The following is an 18,391-nucleotide window of genomic DNA, read 5'->3' as shown; positions in this document are numbered from 1 at the left end:
GTCCTGGCCGGCAGATCCTGCCGGGCTCTTCTGGGCGGCCTGGCCGCTTAAGCCCTCGAAGAGGCCCGCAGCGTTATCCAGCAGCTCGTGCGTCCACTGGCTCACCTATGGACGGGTGCATCTCGAAGAAAGCGGCCGGCGCCGAGGTGGTCTCTCGCTGCACGACTGCCGACGCACGCCGCACCCACGTCAGGCATTCATGGCATCGCTGACGATGTTGCCGTCCACCAGGTCAATGGTGCGGTCGCAGGTGGACGAGAGACGCGGGTCATGGGTCACCAGCAGCACCGCACAGCCGCGTTCGCGATTGAAGCGCCGGAACAGCTCGAACACTTCGGCCGCGGTGCGGGTATCGAGGTTGCCGGTGGGCTCGTCGGCCAGCAGCAGCGCCGGCTCGCTGATCAACGCCCGGGCAATGGCCACGCGCTGCTGCTGGCCACCGGAGAGCTGGTTGGGCCTGGCGTCGGCAAACCTCTCCAGCCCCACGGCGGCGAGCAGCTCGCGGGCGCGCTCGAGGGCCGCCCGGTCGGGCTTGCCCCGGGTCAGCATCAGCGGCATCAGCACGTTGTCGAGGGCGCTGAAGGCCTGAATCAGGTGGTGGAACTGGAAGACGAAGCCGATGGCGCTGCCGCGCAGCGCGGTGCGCCCGGCATCGTCCATCCCGCTGGTGGCCTGGCCGAGCAGGGTGAGCTCGCCGCTGCTCGGGGTGTCGAGCAGGCCGAGCAGGTTGAGCAGTGTGCTCTTGCCCGAGCCGGAGGGGCCGACCAGGGCGGCGAAATCGCTGCGGCCGATGGCCAGGTCGATGCCATGCAGTACCTCGGCCTCGTTGGGCCGCCCCACGTTGTAGGACTTGCGCAGCGCCTCCAGGCGCAGCACCTCGCTTGCCGCATCAGACATAGCGTATCGCCACCACCGGATCCAGTCGCGCGGCACGGCGCGACGGCACGGCGGCCGCCAGCAGGCCGGTCAGCGTGGCCAGCAGCAGCGCCGCCACTACCAGTGTCGTCGGCACCGGAATGTAGAACAGCCCCGGCCCGAAGGTGTTGAACACCCACACCAGGAGGTAACTGACCGCGATGCCCATGACCGAACCGAGCAGGCCGAACAGCGCCCCCTGGATCAGGAAGACCCGCATGATATGCCGCCGGGTGGCGCCGGTGGCCCGCAGGATGCCGATTTCCCGGGTGCGCTGTACCACGCTCACCGACAGCACGCTGGCGATACCGAACGCCACCGAGATGGCCACGAAGACGATGATCATGTTGGTGGAGAGGCTCTGGGCCGTGAGGGCATTCATCAGCTGAGCGTTGGTCTCAATCCAGCTTTCCGCCTTGAGCGCGGTCAGGCGTCCCACCTGCTCGGCGATCGTCTCCGCCGCGAAGATATCCGCGACCGTCAGGTCGATGACCGTCACCCCACCGGGCAGGTCCAGCAGCGACTGGGCCTGCTTGAGGTCCAGATACACATAGCGCGAATCCAGCTCGCGAACGCCCAGCTCGAAGATGCCGGCGATGTTGACCACCCTGCTGTTCTGCTGGCCGGTTTCCAGCCGCAGCTTCATGCCCACCTTGACGCCCAGGTCGTCGGCCAGCAGCTTGCCGAGCATCGCCTCGTCGGCCCCCACGCGAAGCCGGCCGCTGACCAGGTAACGCTGCAGTGGAATGATCCGCCGGTAACGCGCCAGGTCGATCCCGGTCAGGGCCACCGACTGCACGGCCTCGCCACGGCGGGCAAAGGCCGGGCCCGACACCACCGGCGACACCGCTGTCAGCTCCGGCAGCCGATCGAGGGTGGCGCTGACCTGCTGCCAGTTGTTGATCGAACGCAGGCGTTGTGCGCGCCGGTCTTCCTGAACCAGTTGCAGGGTCCCGGGGGCGGCCGGCAACACCCGATTGACCTCGTCCGGCGACAGCAGGCGAATATGGGCCTGGGTCCCCAGGGTGCGCTCGATGATGTTGGACTGAAGCCCCTGGATCAGGGCCGCGATGAACACGATCACCGCCACGCCCACCGCCACACCCACGGCGATCATCACCGATTGCGCGCGCCCCTCGCGCAGGAAGGCGATCGCGATGGTCCACTCGGTCCACAGACCCCGCAGCGGGCGACTCAATTGAAGTTCACCGGCAGTTCATTGCGGGTGGCGGCGTCCTCGCCACTGCCGGCCACCGGCGCTGCCCGCTGGGTGAAGCGTACCCGCGAACCCTCCGCAAGGGAGGCCGTGGGGTTCGCCAGCACCCGGTCGCCCGCCTTCAGCCCGTCGAGGACTTCGGCCATCGCCAAACCGCGCAGCCCCAGGGTCACCTCTCGGCGTTGCACCTTGCCCTCGCGCACCACCAGTACCCGCGCCTGCTCCCCATGACCCTGGTCGAGGGCATCGTTGGGCACGGCCAGCCCCTGCTCGCGCCGGCCGGTCTCGATGTTCACCGACACCGTCATGTCCTGGCGCAGGAAAGCGGGAACCGGATCGACCGCCAGCCGAACCTCCACGGTGCCGCGCTGGGGGTCGATGCTCGGTGCAATGAAGATGACGCGGGCGGGGAACGGGCGCTGGGGATAGGCATCGGCGACGGCCATGGCGTCCTGCTGCAAGGCCAGCAGGGCAAGGTTGCGCTCATCGAGCGGCACACGGATCTCGGTGGCGCCGCTCAGCGCGATGGTGAACAGCACCTGGCCGGGCTGCACCAGGTCGCCGGGCGCCACGTCACGAGTCAGCACCGTGCCGGCCACTTCGGAGCGGACCACGGTCTTGGCGAGCCGGGCCTGCAGGGCGGCAAGGCGCTCTCGCAGCAGGGTCTCCTCGACGTTGCCCGGCGCCAGCGCCGTCGCCGTCAGCCGGGCGGCATCAAGGGCATTGCGCGCCAGCGTCTGTGCCTGCTCGGCCTGCTCCAGCGCCTCGGTGGAGAGCAGCGAGCGCTCGGCCAGCGTGCGCCGCCGGGCCGTCTCGCGACGCGCCTGGGCCAGCTCGGATTCGGCGCGCTCGAGCGCCACCTCGGCCTGCGGGCGTCGGCTGGTGGCAAGCTCCTTCAGTGCCGCCTCGGCCTCGCGCACCTGGGCGGCGAGCTCCTCCGAGCGCAGCACCAGCAGCGTATCGCCGGGCATCACGGTGTCACCTTCCTCGACATGGCGCTCCAGCACGACCCCGGTGATTTCACTGCCCACCCGGGCCCGGGAGGTCGTCACGACTCGCCCGGTCGCCACCACCGTCTGCACCAGCGGCTGCTTCTCGAGCACATAGCCCTGCACCTGGGGCCCCTGCCACCAGCGCCACACGCCTACGCCGACAGCGAGTGCCAGGGCCAGTATCACGAGCACGGACGTGTAACGGACGCGGCCGAAGGTGTGTCTCCTTATCAGAATCGCCTCCACTCCCCCCCTGAATTCACGCTATATGCGCAGCAGCTGCGCTGCCCTGGGCTCCCGGGCATTCCCCGGTACCGCCTTGCCGGCCTTCGAGCGCCGCGACACCTCACGGCGTGGGCAGTATAGGTAGTCGCCCCGTCAGATCGCGTCATCGACGGGTGCTGAAGCGAAGGATACCAGCAACAGGCCAACGGGGACCCGACCCTCACGCCCCCTCATGCGGCGTCACCGCCGTGACGGCCCCCTCGCGGCGGAACATGGTCCGGCGGTGGCGCCAGACGACGCCCAGGGCCACCGCCAGGAACAGCAGGTTCTCGAGCGGCTGGGCATCCGGCCACAGGGGGTTGATCAGCTGGAAGTGGAAGAGCACCGGCAGCAGCAGGCTGCCCCGCGAGGCATTGAACATCGGCGTGACGATGAGGCTGAGCGCCACGGCGCCGACCAGGAACGGCAGGAAGGACCAGGCCCCCTGGGGCGTGCCGCCGAGCAGGAACGCCGGCAGGTGCCAGAGGCCCCAGATCAACCCCAGGAGGATCGCGGCCGAGAAGGGCGTGAAGCGACGCTGCAGCAGCGGAAGCGCCACGCCTCGCCAGCCGAGCTCCTCCACGGGCCCCTTGATGGCCATCAGCAGCGCGGCCACCAGCCAGCCGGACAGCGACGCGAAGTGGGGCGGGTCACCGAACCGCCACCCCTGCCACAGGGCCGCCACATAGAAGACCAGCGGCACTCCGAGGAACAGGAACGCATACCAGCCGAAGGAGGCGCGCCATAGCAGCAGCCGCGCCAGCAGGCGACGCACGCCGCCGGGCCCCTCGCCGTGAAAGACGACAAGCAACGCCGCGATGGCGGGCGCATAGACAGCCAGGTAGAACAGCGGATGCTGGCCGGTGATGGGGCCGAACATCCGGCTCATCGGCTCGTTGAGGAACAGGTAGCCCGCCAGGATGCCCCAGGCGATCGCGAAGGTGACAAGCAGGAAGGGCAGCAGCGCGCGCTCGCGCATCACGCCTCCCCCTGCGGCATCACGCTCTCCACCGGGCGTCGCAGCGAACGGGGCATGGCCGGGGCACGGCCGACGCGCACCACCAGGTCTGGGCGACCACCTGGCAGTCCCAGCGACCGGGCGAACCCGGGGCGCACGCTCGCCTCCTCCACCGGCTGGTTGACGAAGGCATTGCGAAGGCCCAGCGCCGTGGCCTGCAGGGCGAAGCGCTGGTAGCAACGACCGGCCTCGACCCAGTGGGCCCGGTCATCCACGGCCGAGACGAACACCGCCAGACCGGCGGAGCTTCGCACCTGGCGGGCCAGCTTGGCGTTCTCCGGCTTCGGCCGCAGCATGGCGCGCATCAGGTACTTCCCCAACCAGCGCGGCGCCTGGGGGTTGCCGGTCGCCCGGCCACTCAGGCCATCGCCCTTCTCCACCGCCTCGGCGTCGTTGAAGCGGATCCAGGCCTCGAGCTCCCGCCGGAAGTCAGGATTCTCCAACTGCCGCGTGTTGGCGTCCAGGATGAACGCCAACGCCCGTTCGATCGCCTCGCGCTCGGTAAGCAGCACCACCGAGACGCCGTTCCCGCTGCCCGCCGCCTCGAGCCGGCGCCGCTCCTCGGCAGAGAGCGGCGTGCCGTCGTAGTCGCTGCGCGTGCACTGCCGCGAGGCGATGGCCTCGAACAGCGGCGACCTCTCGGACTCGCCGGGCGTGAGGGTCACCCGGACCTCGCCAGCGCCCTCCGGCTGGAACTCGGCCTCGGCAGAGAGCCCCATCGCCCGGGCCGCCAGGCAGAGGTTCTCCGTGGCGCAGCCGAGCGACACATGGAGGTGATGGTCGTCGGGGTCGACCACCGGCGTGCGCCGGGTCAGGTCGGGCAGGATGCGGATGGCGTCCTCCTCCACCCGGAACCGCCAGCACTGGGTGTTGTGGCCCGAGGGCGCCAGGGTGGCGTAGCGGATGAGCGTCTTGAAGCGCTCGGCCTCTTCCTGCGCCGGTGCCTTGTCCACGCGCCAGGTGCGCTTCACCGCCTCGTCGTAGTTCATTGAGCGTCCTCAACTCGCTGGCCGATGCCTCTCAGAGTATGTCGCATTTCTTTCGCGGCGGTGACGCCGCACAAGACAGCGGATGTCATGGCAGGCAAGCTGGGCACCTGACGACGTCCAACCCCGGAGGCCCCCAATGACGGCACGCCTGATCGACTTTCGCCACACGGACGAGGCCACGCGCTGGCGGGCCATCAACGATGACGTGATGGGCGGCGTCTCCCGCGGCGGCCTGCATGGGGAAGACGGCATCGGGGTGTTCAGCGGCGAGACGTCCCTCGAGAATAACGGCGGTTTCGCCTCGGTGCGCCGCGAGCCCGAGCCGTTCGACCTGAGCGACACCCCCAGTATGGTGCTGCAGGTGCGCGCCGACGGGCGCCGCTACCAGCTTCGCCTCTATACCGAGCAACTGCCACAGGGCGCGGCCTACCGCGCGATCTTCCAGCCCCCCGCCGGCGAGTGGCAGCGCGTCGCCCTGCCCTGGCACGACTTCGAGGCGGTATTCCGCGGCCGACGGCTGGAGGTGGCGTGGTTGGGGACGTTGAACAGCTAAGCCATTCACCTGACTCGCCCCGTCAGCACCATTCGGCCTGCGTCATCACGCATCTTGCCTATCCTGAGGTTACGGATGACAAGCCCGTTCAATGGAGGCACGACCGTGATCATCAAGGGACTCGTACTCAGTCTTATCCTCGTCGGTTCCGTCGGACTGGCCAGCGCCGATTACGCCGACGGCATGCGCTACTACGAACGGCAGGAGTACCGCCAGGCACTGCAGGAGTTCGGCGCAGCAGCCAGACGCGGCGATGCCGATGCCCAGTACATGCTGGGCCGCCTGCACGAGGCCGGCAACGGGACCGCCCAGGATTACGTGCAGGCCCACAAGTGGTACAACCTGGCCGCGGCCCGCGGCCACCGCCATGCCGCCGAGGCACGCGATTCACTGGCCGAACGCATGACGGCCGGACAGGTCGCCGAGGCGCAGCGGGCGACACGCGGCTGGCAACCCGAAGAGGCGCCTGTTTCACAGGCGACTGAGCGAGCGCGGCCCGACATCGAGACCCTGTCGGACCGGCAGGGCGTGGCCGAGATACAGCGCGAGCTCAATCGGCTCGGCTATGACGCCGGCCCGGTGGATGGCGCCATGGGACGCCGCACCCGCAGTGCGATACGCGAGTACCAGGCGGACAGGGACATGGCCCAGGACGGCCGCGCAACGGCCGAGCTGTTGAGACGCCTGCGTGAGACGGAGAGACAGGAAGTGGCGTCATCCTCCGAGCCGCCACCCGCTGCCGAGTCCCGGGTCGCCCTGCAGGACGACTTCAGCGACGGCGATTACCGTCGTGATCCGCCCTGGACGGTGCTCAGCGGCGACTTCGAGGTGGATGAGAACGGGTTGCGGAGCATCGTGGAGACGAGGCGGTCGACCGCTCGCGAATCACGCCAGCTCAGCGCCGAAAGTCCGGAGGAGATCGGTCTGGCAATGCTCTCGCTGATCCTCGAGCAAACGGGCAATACCGGGCAGGAGGGGGTGACGGTCCCCGTGGAACCGGCGCACATCTTCGTCAATGCCCCCGTCGACAACGCCTTCAGGATGGAACTGGAGGTCGCCTCCCGGCAGCGGCCCGGCAGCCTGGAGCTCGGGGTCTTCCAGGGCAACCGACCCAGCGGCACCGGCTATCGCCTGGTCTACACGCCCGGCTCGCGCCCGGGGCTCAGCCTGGTCAGGCTGGTTTCCGGAGGCGCCGAGGTGGTCGCCCGCCACGCAGGCAGCCTCGACCTCGAGGACGGCCGCTTCCACCGCATCGTCTGGACCCGTGACGAGGACGGACAGATGCAGGTTCGCGTGGATGACCAGCGGCTGCTGCGTGTGCAGGACAATGGCCTGCGCGATCCCTTCCAGGGCTTCGTGCTGGCCAACCAGGGGGGCGACTACACCCTGCGCCGGATCAGGCTGGAGGAATAGGCGCCGTGTGACGAACAGCCCGATGAAAGAACGAGGGCGACGATCACAGGATACCAGGCAGCACTGACTGAGCGCTTCATCGGCGATTTCACTCGAAAGCAAAGGGGGGCATGCACCCGGTTATCGTCCGGCACGGGAGGGGTGCCGCTTCCTGTCATTGACCCCGACGGTTGCCTCTACCATGTAGATGCTGCCATCCCATGAGAGAGGTGGTGAAGAGGCTGCTGGAGCCCATCAGGATGACTTACGGAAATGGCAATACAGGTACATTTGCCTTACCCCTCCCGGCGTCAGGTGCAGGGATTTGCGCTGGTTCATCAGTTCGAAACTCGCGCCCAGTGTCGCTTCCAGCTGTTCCGGACTGTACCGCTGCACCGGTAGCCCACTGCAGGATGGTGGCGCTTCCGGCGCAAAGGTGCCGACCACGAAGTGCCCACGCAGCGCTAGCGCATTCAGGAGCTTGTCCCGATAGTTACGCTGCTGTTCAACGTCGGTGAGGAAATGAAACACGGCGCGATCATGCCACACATCATACTGACCCTCGGGCAGGTCAATATCTTCAATATCACCCACCCGCCATGTCACGGACTCTGCCCTTGTTCCCAGCCGCTTTCTTGTCAGAGACAGGGCTCTCGCGGAGATATCGAGCACCGTGATGGACCGATAGCCCGCGTCCAGCAGGTCATCGACGAGGGTTGACGCTCCCCCACCGACATCGATGATTGAGGCGTCCAGGGACAGACCAAGGCCCTGGATGAGATCCAGGGAGGTCTGCAAATGTGGCTCATACCACCCCGTCTCCTCAGACGCCTTGCTCGCGTAGACCTTCTCCCAGTGATCCTTTTGACTCATTTCATGCCATCCTGTGTCGATGCTCATATGGACAAAGCAGCAAGGGACGGAACGCGCTTTCGCGCATCATGCCTGCTCCTGCTCCATCACACGCTCCACCGGGCGACCCAGCGAACGGGGCATGGCGGGACCCCGGCCGAAGCGCTGCACCAAGTCCGGGCAGCCGCCAACGAGCCCCTGCATCCGAGGGCTATTCGCTACGCTGGCTTGCCCGGAGAAGCTGGTTCTGCTCTCTCAGGAGGGCAAGGATCTCCTCATTCTGCTCCTGCAAGCGCGGCATGACCGACGAAATCACTTTCGGTGGCGAGTCTTCGGGCATGGCCGCCAGCATTCGCTGCATCATGGAACATCGTTGCCTGATCGGGGCCTTCTTTCTCATCCTGCGGTTATTGAAAAGATAGCCACCGGCGACAAGTGCTGCGCAAGAAAGCACAGCAACGATAGGTTTGCGACGCATCAGAGCCTCCTTTCTGTCTGAATACTGGGTTCAAGCCATTTCGAGCGCGCTGAGCAGTCGGTGAGGACCGGAAAAACCACGGAGGTGACATAGCGCCACGAATGCCGGGTGCACTTTCTCCCTGTGGCTCAGTTCTTTCATGTCTTGCTAATCTCAGCATGCGACACTCTGCCAACCAGGTCGACCCGTTTTCCGCCCCCCATGAGGAACCGTGATGACGCGATGGCACCTGACAACTCGGATGCTGGCAGTTGTCAGCCTGGCGGCCGCCACCATGATTGGCATGGCCCTCGCCGAAGGTCACGCCCTCAAGCCGCAGGTGACCGTGATGGGACAGGAAAAACGCGAGACCACTCCAGATTGCATGCGACAAGGTGAGCCCATGACCTATCTGATCGACTTCCAGGATCCTGATGAGGCCGGCCGCTGGCGGGCCATCAACGACGCCGTGATGGGCGGTGTCTCCCGCGGCGGCCTGAGGGTGGAAGGCGGCATCGGCGTCTTCAGCGGCGAGACGTCGCTCGAGAACAATGGCGGCTTCGCCTCGGTACGCCGCGACCCCGAGGCCTTCGACCTGAGCGAACACCCTGGGCTTGAGCTTTACGTTCGCGGCCACGGGCGTCGCTACCAGCTGCGTCTGTATACCGACCAGTTGCCTCAGGGCGCGGCCTACCGCGCCAGCTTCCAACCCAGAACCGGCCAGTGGCAGCGAGTGGTGTTCACCTGGAGCGAGTTCGAGCCCGTCTTTCGCGGCCGGCTTCTCGAGGATGTTCCGGCTGTCGACCCTGCGAGGATCGAGCAGCTGGGGCTGATGATCGTCGACCGTCAGGCGGGTCCGTTTCGGCTGGAGGTGGCGTGGCTGGCGACAATGAAAGATTTGTAGCCTCTGGACAACGCGACATGCTCTGTGCCCCTACTCCACCGGCGGGAAGCGGTGCCACTCGGTCGAGCTACCGGCAATGGGCACCACAAAGATCACGCCGAGCGCGGAAGCACTCACCTGTACCACCAGGGCGCCATCGTTCGCCCTGCGAAAACGATAGGTCATGGACTCGAAGCCACTCACTTGTTCCGCCACCCAGCGAGACGACTCAAGCAACAGCCACCCGTCCTCGCATCGATAATCCTCCTGCTGCTGCAGGATCCGTGGCTCGAGGGAAGCGGCCTCGCCGAGCGCTTCTACCATGAGCTCTGTGTTCGCATCGCCCGTGATTCGCACACGCGTCGCCCGCGCTGCCGCGGCGGTGTCCGCAAGGAAATAGCTGGAGAGATAAGGCGGGGAATATTGCGGCGAGCCACCCTCCGGTACGGCTCGCTCACCCGCGTTCTGAAACTCCCCCGCAAGCGAGGGGCAGCTATCGCCTGGGGGTGCCGAGAGGCCGCCCCATTCGACGGGATAGGCGCCGTGCGACGAACAGCCCGATGAAAGGACGGCGGCTACGAGAACCGGATACCAGGCAGCACTGACTGAGCACCTCATGGGCGCTTTCCTTCAGAGAACAGTGAGGTCACGACCCAATTCACTCCAGCGCTCTTGCGCGACCGCGATTCCTGCCTACCCCCGCTCAAGGCGAGGCACTAACCTTCTACCCCAACGGGTGACCGTGGGCCTCGACGCGGCGCCTGAGCCAGGCACCGATCAGCAGCAGCAGGGTCAGGGCGACCAGCGGCAGGATCACGCTCGGACTCACGGCCTGCTCGGTCTCCACCGCCTCCAGCGCGCCGTAGATGGCGCTGGAGTAGACCCCCCATTTCGCGCTCAGGCCGATGATGCCCGCCATCACGAAGGTTGCCAACGGCAGGCGCAGCAAGCCGGCGGCGAAGTTGACCACGGAGTGGGGGAACCCCGGCAGCACGCGCAGGGCGCACTGGGTCAGCAAGTCACTGCGCTTCTCCAGCTTGCCCATGACATTGCGAGTGAGGCCCCTGGGCTTCCAGCGGTCGCTGAAGCGGGAAGCGAGGTAGTAGGCCCCCAGGGCGCCCGCCACGCTGCCGACCGTCAGCATCAGGGTGGCCGCCAGGGGCGTATAGAAGGGCGCGATCAGCCACAGCCCGATGCTGCCGGGCAACCCGATGGCCAGGGTCACCGCCATGATCGCGATCACCGAGACGATCACTGCGGGGTGGTGGGAGGCCTGGTCGGCCCAGCGCTGGAGCTCGGCCAGATCGGGCGAGTGCCAGATCCACAGGTAGCCGGCCATCAGCAGCGTGGCGCCGAGCGCCACCCAGCGCCAGGGGCGGCTTGGCGGACTGTCGTTGAGCATCAAGGCGCCTCGGTCATGCATCGAGGACCATGGTGGCATGCCCGCCGAGCCGGGTCATCCCTTTAGACCTAAGTAGAAGATTGTTAGAATGCCATCGCTCTAGTCGGCGTCACGTCCCATCGACGCACACATCCTCCGCAACTAGAGCGTCCCCATGCCTTCGAACCATACCCCTGCACCCGTCAGGGCCTCGGCGCTGTCGCGCCTGGGCGATCCCATCGTGCTGCTGCTAACGGTCGGCTTCATCGTCGCCTTCGTCGGCCTTTCGCTTTACGACATCGACCTGGTGGCCGACAGCATCAGCGCCGGCTTCGCCTGGACGGCGGCCACCCTGGGCACCTACTTCCAGCTCCTGCTGCTGCTGACCTTCCTGATCGCCATCGGCGTGGCCATCTCGCCAGCGGCCGGCGCCCGGGTCGGCAACCTGGATAGCCCGCAGATCAGCACCTTCAAGTGGCTGTCGATGATCATGTGCACGCTGCTGGCCGGGGGCGGCGTGTTCTTCGCCGCGGGCGAGCCGGTCTACCACTTCGTGGTAACCCCGCCGGCCTTCGACACCGAAGCGGGCACCGCCGAGGCCGTGGCCGGCGCCCTGGCCCAGTCGTTCATGCACTGGGGCTTCCTGGCCTGGGCGGTGCTGGGCTCGCTCTCCGCCATCGTGCTGGCCCACGCCCACTACGTGAAGGGCCAGCCGCTGCAGCCGCGCACCCTGCTCTACCCGGTGCTCGGCGAGCGCGTCATGAAGGGCGCGCTGGGCAGCGTGGTGGATGCCTGCTGCGTGATCGCCGTGGTCGCGGGCACCGTCGGCCCGATCGGCTTCCTCGCCACCCAGATGAGCTTCGGCCTGCACGAGCTGTTCGGCGTCAGCGAGGGCTACGCCACCCAGCTCGGTATCCTGGTGCTGCTGGCGGGAGTCTATGTCACCTCGGCGATGACCGGCATCCACAAGGGCATCCAGCTCCTGTCGCGCTTCAACGTCTTCCTGGCGCTGGCCATCGCGGCGGTGATCCTGATAGCCGGCCCCACCCTGTTCCTGGTCAACGCCTTCAGCCAGGGCTTCGGCGAGTACCTGTCGTCGTTCTTCACCATGGCCACCATGAGCGCCGAGACCGCACCGGCCTGGTGGATGCAGTGGTGGACGGTGTTCTTCTTCGCCTGGTTCATCGGCTACGCGCCACTGATGGCGATCTTCGTGGCACGCATCTCCCGCGGGCGCACCATCCGCGAGATGATCCTCGCCGTAGCGGTGATGGCCCCGGTGGCCACCGCGATCTGGTTCACCCTGCTGGGCGGCTCCGGCATCCACTACCAGCTGACTGGAGCGATCGACCTCGCCGAGGCGCTGAACAACTTCCAGTTCGACGTGGCAACCCTCACCGTGGCCCAGGCGCTGCCGGGCGGGTCCCTGATGGCGCTGGCCGTCCTGCTGCTGACCAGCATCTTCGTGGCCACCACCGGCGACTCCATGAGCTACGCCATCGCCGTGGTGTGCGCCGGCCACGACGCGCCGAGCCCGCTGGTACGCGCTTTCTGGGGCATCGCCATGGCGCTGATGGCGGGTATCCTGCTCTACATGGGCGCGGGACAGATCGGCGCGCTGCAGCAGTTCATCGTGATCACCGCGATTCCCGTCTCGCTGGTGCTGCTGCCCTCGCTGTGGGCCGGCCCCCGGGCGGCCTATGCCATGGCGCGGGAACAGGGCATCATCGTGTCCAGTTCGGTGGCCAGCGCCGGGGCCGAGTGAGCCTGCGGGGAACGGCGGACTGACGGCCAAATCCTGCAGCCTTGGCGTATCATGGAGGCATCGGGTGCGGTGCCTCCCGCCCCTGCTGGCCATTGGCCGGCCATCCTGCAGAAGGAGCCGTCATGAAAGTCCTCCCCGCCCTGATTCTGGGTATCGCCGCGATCGTGGCGGCGTCGCTGGTCGCCGAGGGGCTGATCGGCCTGCGCACCGGCGACCGCTACGTCACGGTCAAGGGCCTGGCCGAACGGGAAGTTCAGGCCGACCTCGCCCTCTGGCCGCTCCATTTCGTGGCCACCGGCGAGACGCTGCAGCAGGCCAGCGACGAGGCCAGTGCCAGCCGCGAGGCGGTGCTCGCCTTCCTGGAGGACCACGGCATCGATACCGCGCAGGTGGAGCTGCAGCGCCTCAATGTCAACGACACTGCCGCCAATCCCTACCAGGGCGGTGATCGCGAGCAGAAATTCATCATCAACCAGACGCTGACGGTGCGCAGCGAGGAGATCGCGCGCATCCGCGACACCGCCCAGGCGGTGGGCGAGCTGCTCGACGCCGGGGTGGTGCTCTCCTCCGACTACGGCCCCGGCGGCCCGCTCTATCTGTTCAGCGGGCTCAACGACATCAAGCCGGAGATGATCGCCGAGGCCACCGCGGCGGCGCGGGAGGCCGCCGAGCAGTTCGCCCGCGACGCCGATGCCGACGTGGGCGACCTGCGCCGCGCCAACCAGGGGGTGTTCGAGATCCGCGCGCGGGACCAGGCCATGGGCATCACCGAGGCGCAACAGCCGGTGAAGACGGTGCGGGTGGTAACCACCGTGGACTACTACCTGCGCTGAGGCGACGACAGCGGCCATCGTCGCCCCCTCGCCCGCCCCACCCCGCTCGGCTAGACTGGAAGGCTTTCCGCCCCAGAGACCCGTCATGCAAGCCACCCTCGAGCAGCGCGCCCTCAAGCTCTCCATCCTCATGACCCTGGGGGTCTCAAGCCTCGGGGTCACCTTCGGCCTGCTGGCCGGCTCGCAGTCGATCCTCTTCGATGGTGTCTTCTCCACCATCGACGCCGCCATGTCGGGGCTGGCGCTGCTGGTGGCGCGGCTCGCCGTGCGCGAGGCCAGCGAGCGCTTCCAGCACGGCTACTGGCACCTGGAGCCGCTGGTAGCGGCGCTCAACGGCAGCATCCTGATGCTGCTCTGCTTCTATGCCTTCCTCACCGCCCTGCTCGACCTGCGCGAGGGCGGCCGCGAACTCGCCTTCGACCTGGCGATCGGCTATGCGGTGGTGGTGGCCATCGTCTGCTTCGCCATGACCGCCTACCAGCGGCGCATCAATCGCACGGCCGACTCGGAGTTCGTGCACATCGACATGCAGGGCTGGCTGATGGCGGCGCTGATCACCACCTCGCTGCTGGTGGCCTTCATCATCGCCCGCTTCCTGCAGGGCACCGCCTGGGCGCACCTCACCCCCTACGTGGACTCGGTGCTGCTGATGGTGCTGACGGCCAGCTTCATGCCAGTGCCCATCGGCATCGTGCGTCGCGCCATGAAGGAGGTGCTGCTGATCGCGCCGAGCGAGATCGACCGCGAGGTGCATTCAGCCATGGCCCCGGTGATGGCGCGCGAGGGGCTGCTGCGCTACTACAGCCACGTGGCCAAGGCCGGACGCGGCCACTACATCGAGATCCATATCGTCACCACGCCCGAGTACGGGCAGGGCCAGGGCATCGCCGTGCTCGACGAGATCCGCGAGCAGATCAGCGCCGGGCTGAGCCCGCCGCCGGAGCGGCGCTGGTTCACCGTGGCCTTTACCGCCGACGAGCGCTGGGCCTAGGCCAGGCGACTCGTCCTGAAGGCCGCCCAGCCGCGAGCCCGCCCTTAGTCCTCCCGCGGGACCCACTGCCCCGCCTGCTGCGCGGCGCGCCCCTCGGCCTCCAGCTTGAGCAGGTGGGCCAGCGCCGAGCGCGCCGCCACCCCAAGCTTCTCCGCCGGCACGTCGTCGTAGGCGTGGCGTGTCAGTGCCTCGAGGCTCGCCGGGGCGTGGCGCGCCAGGGCCCGGCACACCTTGTGCTCGCGGGCCAGGCGATGGGTGACCAGGAAGTCGATGGCGGCGTGGGCCTCGCCGATCAGGAAGCCGTGGCCCGGGGCGATGGTATCGAAGGACTCCTCGCCCAGGGCCTGCAGGGCGGCAAGGTAGGCGGCCATGTCGCCGTCCGGCGGGTTGATCACCACCGTGGAGCCCTGCATCACCTGATCGCCCGAGAACAGCAGCCGCGCGGGCTCCAGCAGGTAGCAGAGGTGGTTGGAGGCGTGGCCTGGCGTATGCAGCACCTTGAGCGGGCCCGCGGGCGTCTCGAGGCACTCGCCGTGGGCTGGCCGGTGGTCGGGCACGAAGCCGGCGTCCTGACTGGCCCCGGGCGGCGGCGGCAGGCCCACCAGCCGGGCGCCGGTGCGCGCCTTGAGCCAGGCCGCTCCCGGCGAGTGGTCGACATGGGTGTGGGTCACCAGCACCCGGGAGATCTTCCCGGCGGTCAGCGCCAGCAGCCGCTTCAGGTGGGCCGGATCCGCGGGGCCGGGGTCGATCACCAGATGGTCATCGCCGTCGCCGAGCAGGTAGCTGTTGGTGCCGGGGCCGGTCATCGCGCCGGGGTTGGGCGCCGTCACCCGGGTCACCCCCGGCGCCAATTCGACAGGCCGGCCGGGTGCGATCTCGGCGCTGGCCGTGCCCCGCCGGTGGGGGTCCAGGCGGCGCACCTCCGCATAGGCCGGGGCATCCGGCTCCACCTGCCAGGCGACGCCGCCCTTGCGGGCCGGCCAGGGGCGGCTGGGGCGCGGCGTCGGCGGGTTGGCGTGGGCATGGCGCAACAGCCCCTCGGCGGTGGCGAAGTCGGCGAGCAGACGCAGGGTGCGCAGGGTCGGATAGCCCAGCGCCATGCGGCCCTGGCGATGCGCGGCCAGCACCTCGGCGGGGGTCAGCCAGGCGTGGTCGATGGTCTCGCTGCCGTCGTGCGCCGCCTGCTGGCCCGGCGGCGCCAGGGCCACGAAGAAGCGCGTGTCGAAGCGTCGTGGTGCGCCCCGCGGCGTGACCCAGTGGCCCAGGTAGGCCAGCCGGTCCAGCGGCAGCACCAGCCCATGATGCTTGCACAGCGCATGGAAGCTGGTCGCCTCGCGTCGCAGGGCCTCGCGCCCTTCGGTCAGCACCGGATGGTCCCCCGGCGGCAGGCGTCCCTGGCCGTCCACGGCCAGCAGCAGGCCCGCCTCCTCGAGGCACTCGCGCAGTGCGGCGATCATGTAGTCGGCCCCGCCCTCGTCGAGGCTCAGGGTCTGGCTGATGGCGGCGTCTCCGCGGCCGGAGGTGAAGGCGCGCACGTCCGGGTCCTGGGGGTCGACGGCCCCGCCGGGGAAGACGAAGTGGCCGGGCAGGAAGGCCGCCTGCCAGGTGCGCTGCAGCAGCAGGACCTCCAGCCCCCTGTCGCCATCGCGCACCAGGGCGAGGGTCGCGGCGGGACGGATCTCGGTCATGCGCTCCCCCACCATCAGCGCGGCGTGACCACCGCCAGGGTCACGGTGGCCTTGGCCACCAGGGTGGCGCCCTCCTCGCCGGCGTAGACCTCGGATTCGGCGACGATCAGGGTGCGCCCGGGCTTGAGCACCCGCCCCACGCAGCGAAGTTCGCGCCCGCGGGCCGAGCGCAGCAGGTTGATCTTGAACTCGGCGGTGAGCACGATCGCGCCCGCCGGGATCAGGGTGGCACCCGCGGCGCCGGCGGTGTGGTCGGCGATGGTGGCCAGCACGCCGGCATGCACGAAGCCATCCTGCTGCTGGTGCTCCTCTCGCACCGCCAGGCGCGTCACGCACAGGCCCGGGGCGATCTCCACGGCCTCGACGCCGAGCGAGCGGATGAAGGGCGCCGCCTGGAGGATACGCTCCACCTCGGTGCGATAATCGGGGTTGGCCGGCGGGAAGTCGGGGGCCTGGGGCATCACGGGGTCCTGATGGTGATTGGCTCGGCCACCAGCAATACCATGCCGGAGGCGCCCGGCCCATTGGTCGATGGCAGGGGGCAGGCCTGTCCGCCCCCGCCATGCGCCCGTCCCTGCTCGTCCAGGACTAAGTGTCCACCACTATGCGTCCAACACTATGCGTCCAATACTATGCGTCCAGCACCACGTCGAAACCGCCATAGATCAGGCGCTTGCCATCGAAGGGCATGGGGTTCGCCTCGGGCTGCAGGCGCGGGTCCCCCATGACCTTGGCCATGCCCCGGTCGCGCACCTCACGGGAGGGCCAGGTGATCCAGGAGAAGATCACGGTCTCGTCGGGCTGGCACTTCACCGCCATGGGGAAGGAGGTGAGCTTGCCCTCCGGCACATCGTCTCCCCAGCACTCCACCATCGTGAGGGCGCCGTGCTCCTTGAACACCACGGCGGCGTCGCGGGCGTGCTGGAGGTATCGCTCGCGGTTGGCGGTGGGGACCGCGGCAACGAATCCATCGACATAGGTCATGAGGCGTCTCCCGTATCTCGAGGGGGAAGTTCCCGCACCGGGCGCACCTCGATGGTGCCGAACCGCGCGGGGGGAATGCGGCTGGCAAGCTGCAGGGCCTCGTTGAGGTCGCGGGCGTCCAGCAGGTAGAAGCCGGCCAGCTGCTCCTTGGTCTCGGCAAAGGGGCCGTCGGAGACCAGCACTTCGCCATCGCGCACCCGCACGCTGGCGGCGCGCTCCACCGGCTGCAGCGCCTGGCCGGCCAGGAAGTGCCCCTGGTCGGTCAGGCGTTCCACCCCGGCCAGGCACTCCTGGTTGAGGTCGTGCCACTCCTGCTCGTTCATGGCCTGGATGAGGCGTTCCTGGTAGTAGACCAGCGCGGCGTATTTCATGGTTGGCTCTCCTCCTCGCTCATCGGACATTGGCCAGTCTGGCAGCCGATCATCCAGTGCACGCCGAAGCGGTCGGTGAGCATGCCGACCCCCTGCGCCCAGAAGGTGGCGCCGAAGGGCATGGTGACCTCACCGCCCTCGGCCAGCCGGTTGAACACCGCCTCGGCCCGATCGAGCGTCTCGTAGTCGAGATGCACCTGGGCGCCCTGCGGCGGCTGGTAGCAGTCGCCGGCCATGTCCGCGCCCATCAGGCGGCGGCCGCGAATGTTGAGCGAGGCATGGATGATCCGGTCGTGGCGTTCGGGCGGGGTGTCCCGGGCGGCCGGCGTCTCGCCGAAGGTGATCAGTGCCTCCAGCCGACCGCCGGTGACCTCGGCGTAGAAGGTCATGGCCTCGCGGCAGTTGCCAGGAAAGCACAGGTGCACGTTGAGCTCGCTGGGCAGGCGCGCCATGGCGCGGTGCTTGTCCAGGCCGGGGCCGGGCTCGAAGTCCTCCAGGCTGAAGTAGCGGCGCAGCTCCAGGGTGACGTTGCCGTCTTCGGCGGGCCACTGCCGGGCCCATTCGATGGCGGCCTCGAGCGAGTCCACCTCCAGCACGCTGTAGCCGGCAAGCAGCTCCCCGGTGTCGCCGAAGGGGCCGTGGGTGACCCGCACTTGCCCGTCGCGCCGCTCGAGCCGGCAGCCTTCGCGGCTGGGTCGCAGCCCGTCGCCGGTGATGAAGACCCCCGCCTCGAGCATCCGGTTGTTGTAGTCGGCCATGGCCTCGAGCACGCCCTGCCCTGGCAGCTCGCCGGCCTCGGTGGCCGGGTCGGCCTTGCGCATCAGCATGTATCGCATGAGTTCCACCT

General features: G+C 68.3%; 20 protein-coding genes. 6 read left to right on the top strand and 14 right to left on the bottom strand.

Annotation, left to right across the window (positions count from 1 at the left end):
- Nucleotides 1-189 precede the first annotated feature (189 nt).
- The 5 genes from P8934_RS07300 to P8934_RS07280 form a co-directional block, all read right to left on the bottom strand.
- Entirely contained in the window at nucleotides 190-897 is a 708-nt protein-coding gene (locus P8934_RS07300) for an ABC transporter ATP-binding protein (protein WP_278033584.1), read from the bottom strand.
- Nucleotides 890-2,113, bottom strand: a complete 1,224-nt coding sequence (locus P8934_RS07295) for an FtsX-like permease family protein (protein WP_278033583.1) — start codon at nucleotides 2,111-2,113, stop codon at nucleotides 890-892. The genes P8934_RS07300 and P8934_RS07295 overlap by 8 nt, the downstream gene beginning before the upstream one ends.
- Nucleotides 2,110-3,315 (bottom strand): efflux RND transporter periplasmic adaptor subunit, encoded by a 1,206-nt coding sequence (locus P8934_RS07290; RefSeq protein WP_278033582.1) that lies wholly within the window; start codon nucleotides 3,313-3,315, stop codon nucleotides 2,110-2,112. Before P8934_RS07290 ends, P8934_RS07295 begins: the two co-directional genes overlap by 4 nt.
- 253 nt (nucleotides 3,316-3,568) lie before the next feature.
- Nucleotides 3,569-4,366: a CPBP family intramembrane glutamic endopeptidase gene (locus tag P8934_RS07285; protein WP_278033581.1), complete on the bottom strand. Its 798-nt coding sequence runs from the start codon at nucleotides 4,364-4,366 to the stop codon at nucleotides 3,569-3,571.
- Entirely contained in the window at nucleotides 4,366-5,394 is a 1,029-nt protein-coding gene (locus P8934_RS07280) for a nitroreductase family protein (protein ID WP_278033580.1), read from the bottom strand. The genes P8934_RS07285 and P8934_RS07280 overlap by 1 nt, the downstream gene beginning before the upstream one ends.
- A 136-nt stretch (nucleotides 5,395-5,530) precedes the next feature.
- Here P8934_RS07280 and P8934_RS07275 point away from each other — a divergent pair, with 136 nt between their 5' ends.
- Entirely contained in the window at nucleotides 5,531-5,947 is a 417-nt protein-coding gene (locus P8934_RS07275) for a CIA30 family protein (protein WP_278033579.1), read from the top strand.
- 105 nt (nucleotides 5,948-6,052) lie between these two features.
- A complete protein-coding gene (locus P8934_RS07270) occupies nucleotides 6,053-7,360 on the top strand; it encodes a peptidoglycan-binding protein (RefSeq protein ID WP_278033578.1) in 1,308 nt (435 codons plus the stop codon).
- 234 nt (nucleotides 7,361-7,594) lie between these two features.
- On the opposite strand, the gene P8934_RS07265 is transcribed toward P8934_RS07270, so the two are convergent.
- The gene (locus P8934_RS07265; RefSeq protein WP_278033577.1) at nucleotides 7,595-8,212 is read right to left on the bottom strand and encodes a class I SAM-dependent methyltransferase; all 618 of its coding nucleotides are present in this window, start codon (nucleotides 8,210-8,212) and stop codon (nucleotides 7,595-7,597) included.
- Between the two features lie 190 nt (nucleotides 8,213-8,402).
- Nucleotides 8,403-8,669 (bottom strand): hypothetical protein, encoded by a 267-nt coding sequence (locus P8934_RS07260; protein ID WP_278033576.1) that lies wholly within the window; start codon nucleotides 8,667-8,669, stop codon nucleotides 8,403-8,405.
- Between the two features lie 214 nt (nucleotides 8,670-8,883).
- On the opposite strand from P8934_RS07260, the gene P8934_RS07255 reads away from it, so the two are divergent.
- The gene (locus tag P8934_RS07255) at nucleotides 8,884-9,552 is read left to right on the top strand and encodes a CIA30 family protein (RefSeq protein ID WP_278033575.1); all 669 of its coding nucleotides are present in this window, start codon (nucleotides 8,884-8,886) and stop codon (nucleotides 9,550-9,552) included.
- 30 nt (nucleotides 9,553-9,582) lie between these two features.
- Here the strand turns inward: P8934_RS07255 and P8934_RS07250 are convergent, their stop codons facing one another.
- The gene (locus P8934_RS07250) at nucleotides 9,583-10,149 is read right to left on the bottom strand and encodes a hypothetical protein (protein ID WP_278033574.1); all 567 of its coding nucleotides are present in this window, start codon (nucleotides 10,147-10,149) and stop codon (nucleotides 9,583-9,585) included.
- Nucleotides 10,150-10,255: 106 nt separating this feature from the next.
- A complete protein-coding gene (locus P8934_RS07245; protein ID WP_278033573.1) occupies nucleotides 10,256-10,933 on the bottom strand; it encodes a VTT domain-containing protein in 678 nt (225 codons plus the stop codon).
- 154 nt (nucleotides 10,934-11,087) lie between these two features.
- On the opposite strand from P8934_RS07245, the gene P8934_RS07240 reads away from it, so the two are divergent.
- The 3 genes from P8934_RS07240 to P8934_RS07230 all read left to right on the top strand — a co-directional run bounded on the left by P8934_RS07240 (nucleotide 11,088) and on the right by P8934_RS07230 (nucleotide 14,501).
- Nucleotides 11,088-12,677, top strand: coding sequence for a BCCT family transporter (locus P8934_RS07240; protein ID WP_278033572.1), 1,590 nt, complete (start codon nucleotides 11,088-11,090; stop codon nucleotides 12,675-12,677).
- Between the two features lie 122 nt (nucleotides 12,678-12,799).
- Entirely contained in the window at nucleotides 12,800-13,510 is a 711-nt protein-coding gene (locus tag P8934_RS07235) for an SIMPL domain-containing protein (protein WP_278033571.1), read from the top strand.
- A gap of 85 nt (nucleotides 13,511-13,595) precedes the next feature.
- Complete coding sequence (locus P8934_RS07230; RefSeq protein ID WP_278033570.1) at nucleotides 13,596-14,501, top strand: cation transporter; 906 nt, start codon at nucleotides 13,596-13,598, stop codon at nucleotides 14,499-14,501.
- Nucleotides 14,502-14,545: 44 nt separating this feature from the next.
- Here the strand turns inward: P8934_RS07230 and P8934_RS07225 are convergent, their stop codons facing one another.
- The 5 genes from P8934_RS07225 to P8934_RS07205 all read right to left on the bottom strand — a co-directional run bounded on the left by P8934_RS07225 (nucleotide 14,546) and on the right by P8934_RS07205 (nucleotide 18,380).
- Entirely contained in the window at nucleotides 14,546-16,189 is a 1,644-nt protein-coding gene (locus tag P8934_RS07225; RefSeq protein WP_278033569.1) for an MBL fold metallo-hydrolase, read from the bottom strand.
- A gap of 14 nt (nucleotides 16,190-16,203) precedes the next feature.
- Nucleotides 16,204-16,650, bottom strand: a complete 447-nt coding sequence (locus tag P8934_RS07220) for a PaaI family thioesterase (protein ID WP_278033568.1) — start codon at nucleotides 16,648-16,650, stop codon at nucleotides 16,204-16,206.
- A gap of 169 nt (nucleotides 16,651-16,819) precedes the next feature.
- The gene (locus P8934_RS07215) at nucleotides 16,820-17,173 is read right to left on the bottom strand and encodes a DUF1428 domain-containing protein (RefSeq protein WP_278033567.1); all 354 of its coding nucleotides are present in this window, start codon (nucleotides 17,171-17,173) and stop codon (nucleotides 16,820-16,822) included.
- Nucleotides 17,170-17,544, bottom strand: a complete 375-nt coding sequence (locus tag P8934_RS07210) for a YciI family protein (RefSeq protein WP_278033566.1) — start codon at nucleotides 17,542-17,544, stop codon at nucleotides 17,170-17,172. The genes P8934_RS07215 and P8934_RS07210 overlap by 4 nt, the downstream gene beginning before the upstream one ends.
- The gene (locus P8934_RS07205) at nucleotides 17,541-18,380 is read right to left on the bottom strand and encodes a YciI family protein (protein ID WP_278033565.1); all 840 of its coding nucleotides are present in this window, start codon (nucleotides 18,378-18,380) and stop codon (nucleotides 17,541-17,543) included. Before P8934_RS07205 ends, P8934_RS07210 begins: the two co-directional genes overlap by 4 nt.
- Between the last annotated feature and the right edge of the window lie 11 nt (nucleotides 18,381-18,391).

The sequence above is a fragment of the Halomonas sp. CKK8 genome (genome assembly GCF_029625235.1).
Classification (GTDB): domain Bacteria; phylum Pseudomonadota; class Gammaproteobacteria; order Pseudomonadales; family Halomonadaceae; genus Halomonas; species Halomonas ventosae.
The sequence above is the reverse complement of the archived record's forward strand: the minus strand, read 5'-3'. Positions and strand labels throughout refer to the sequence as shown.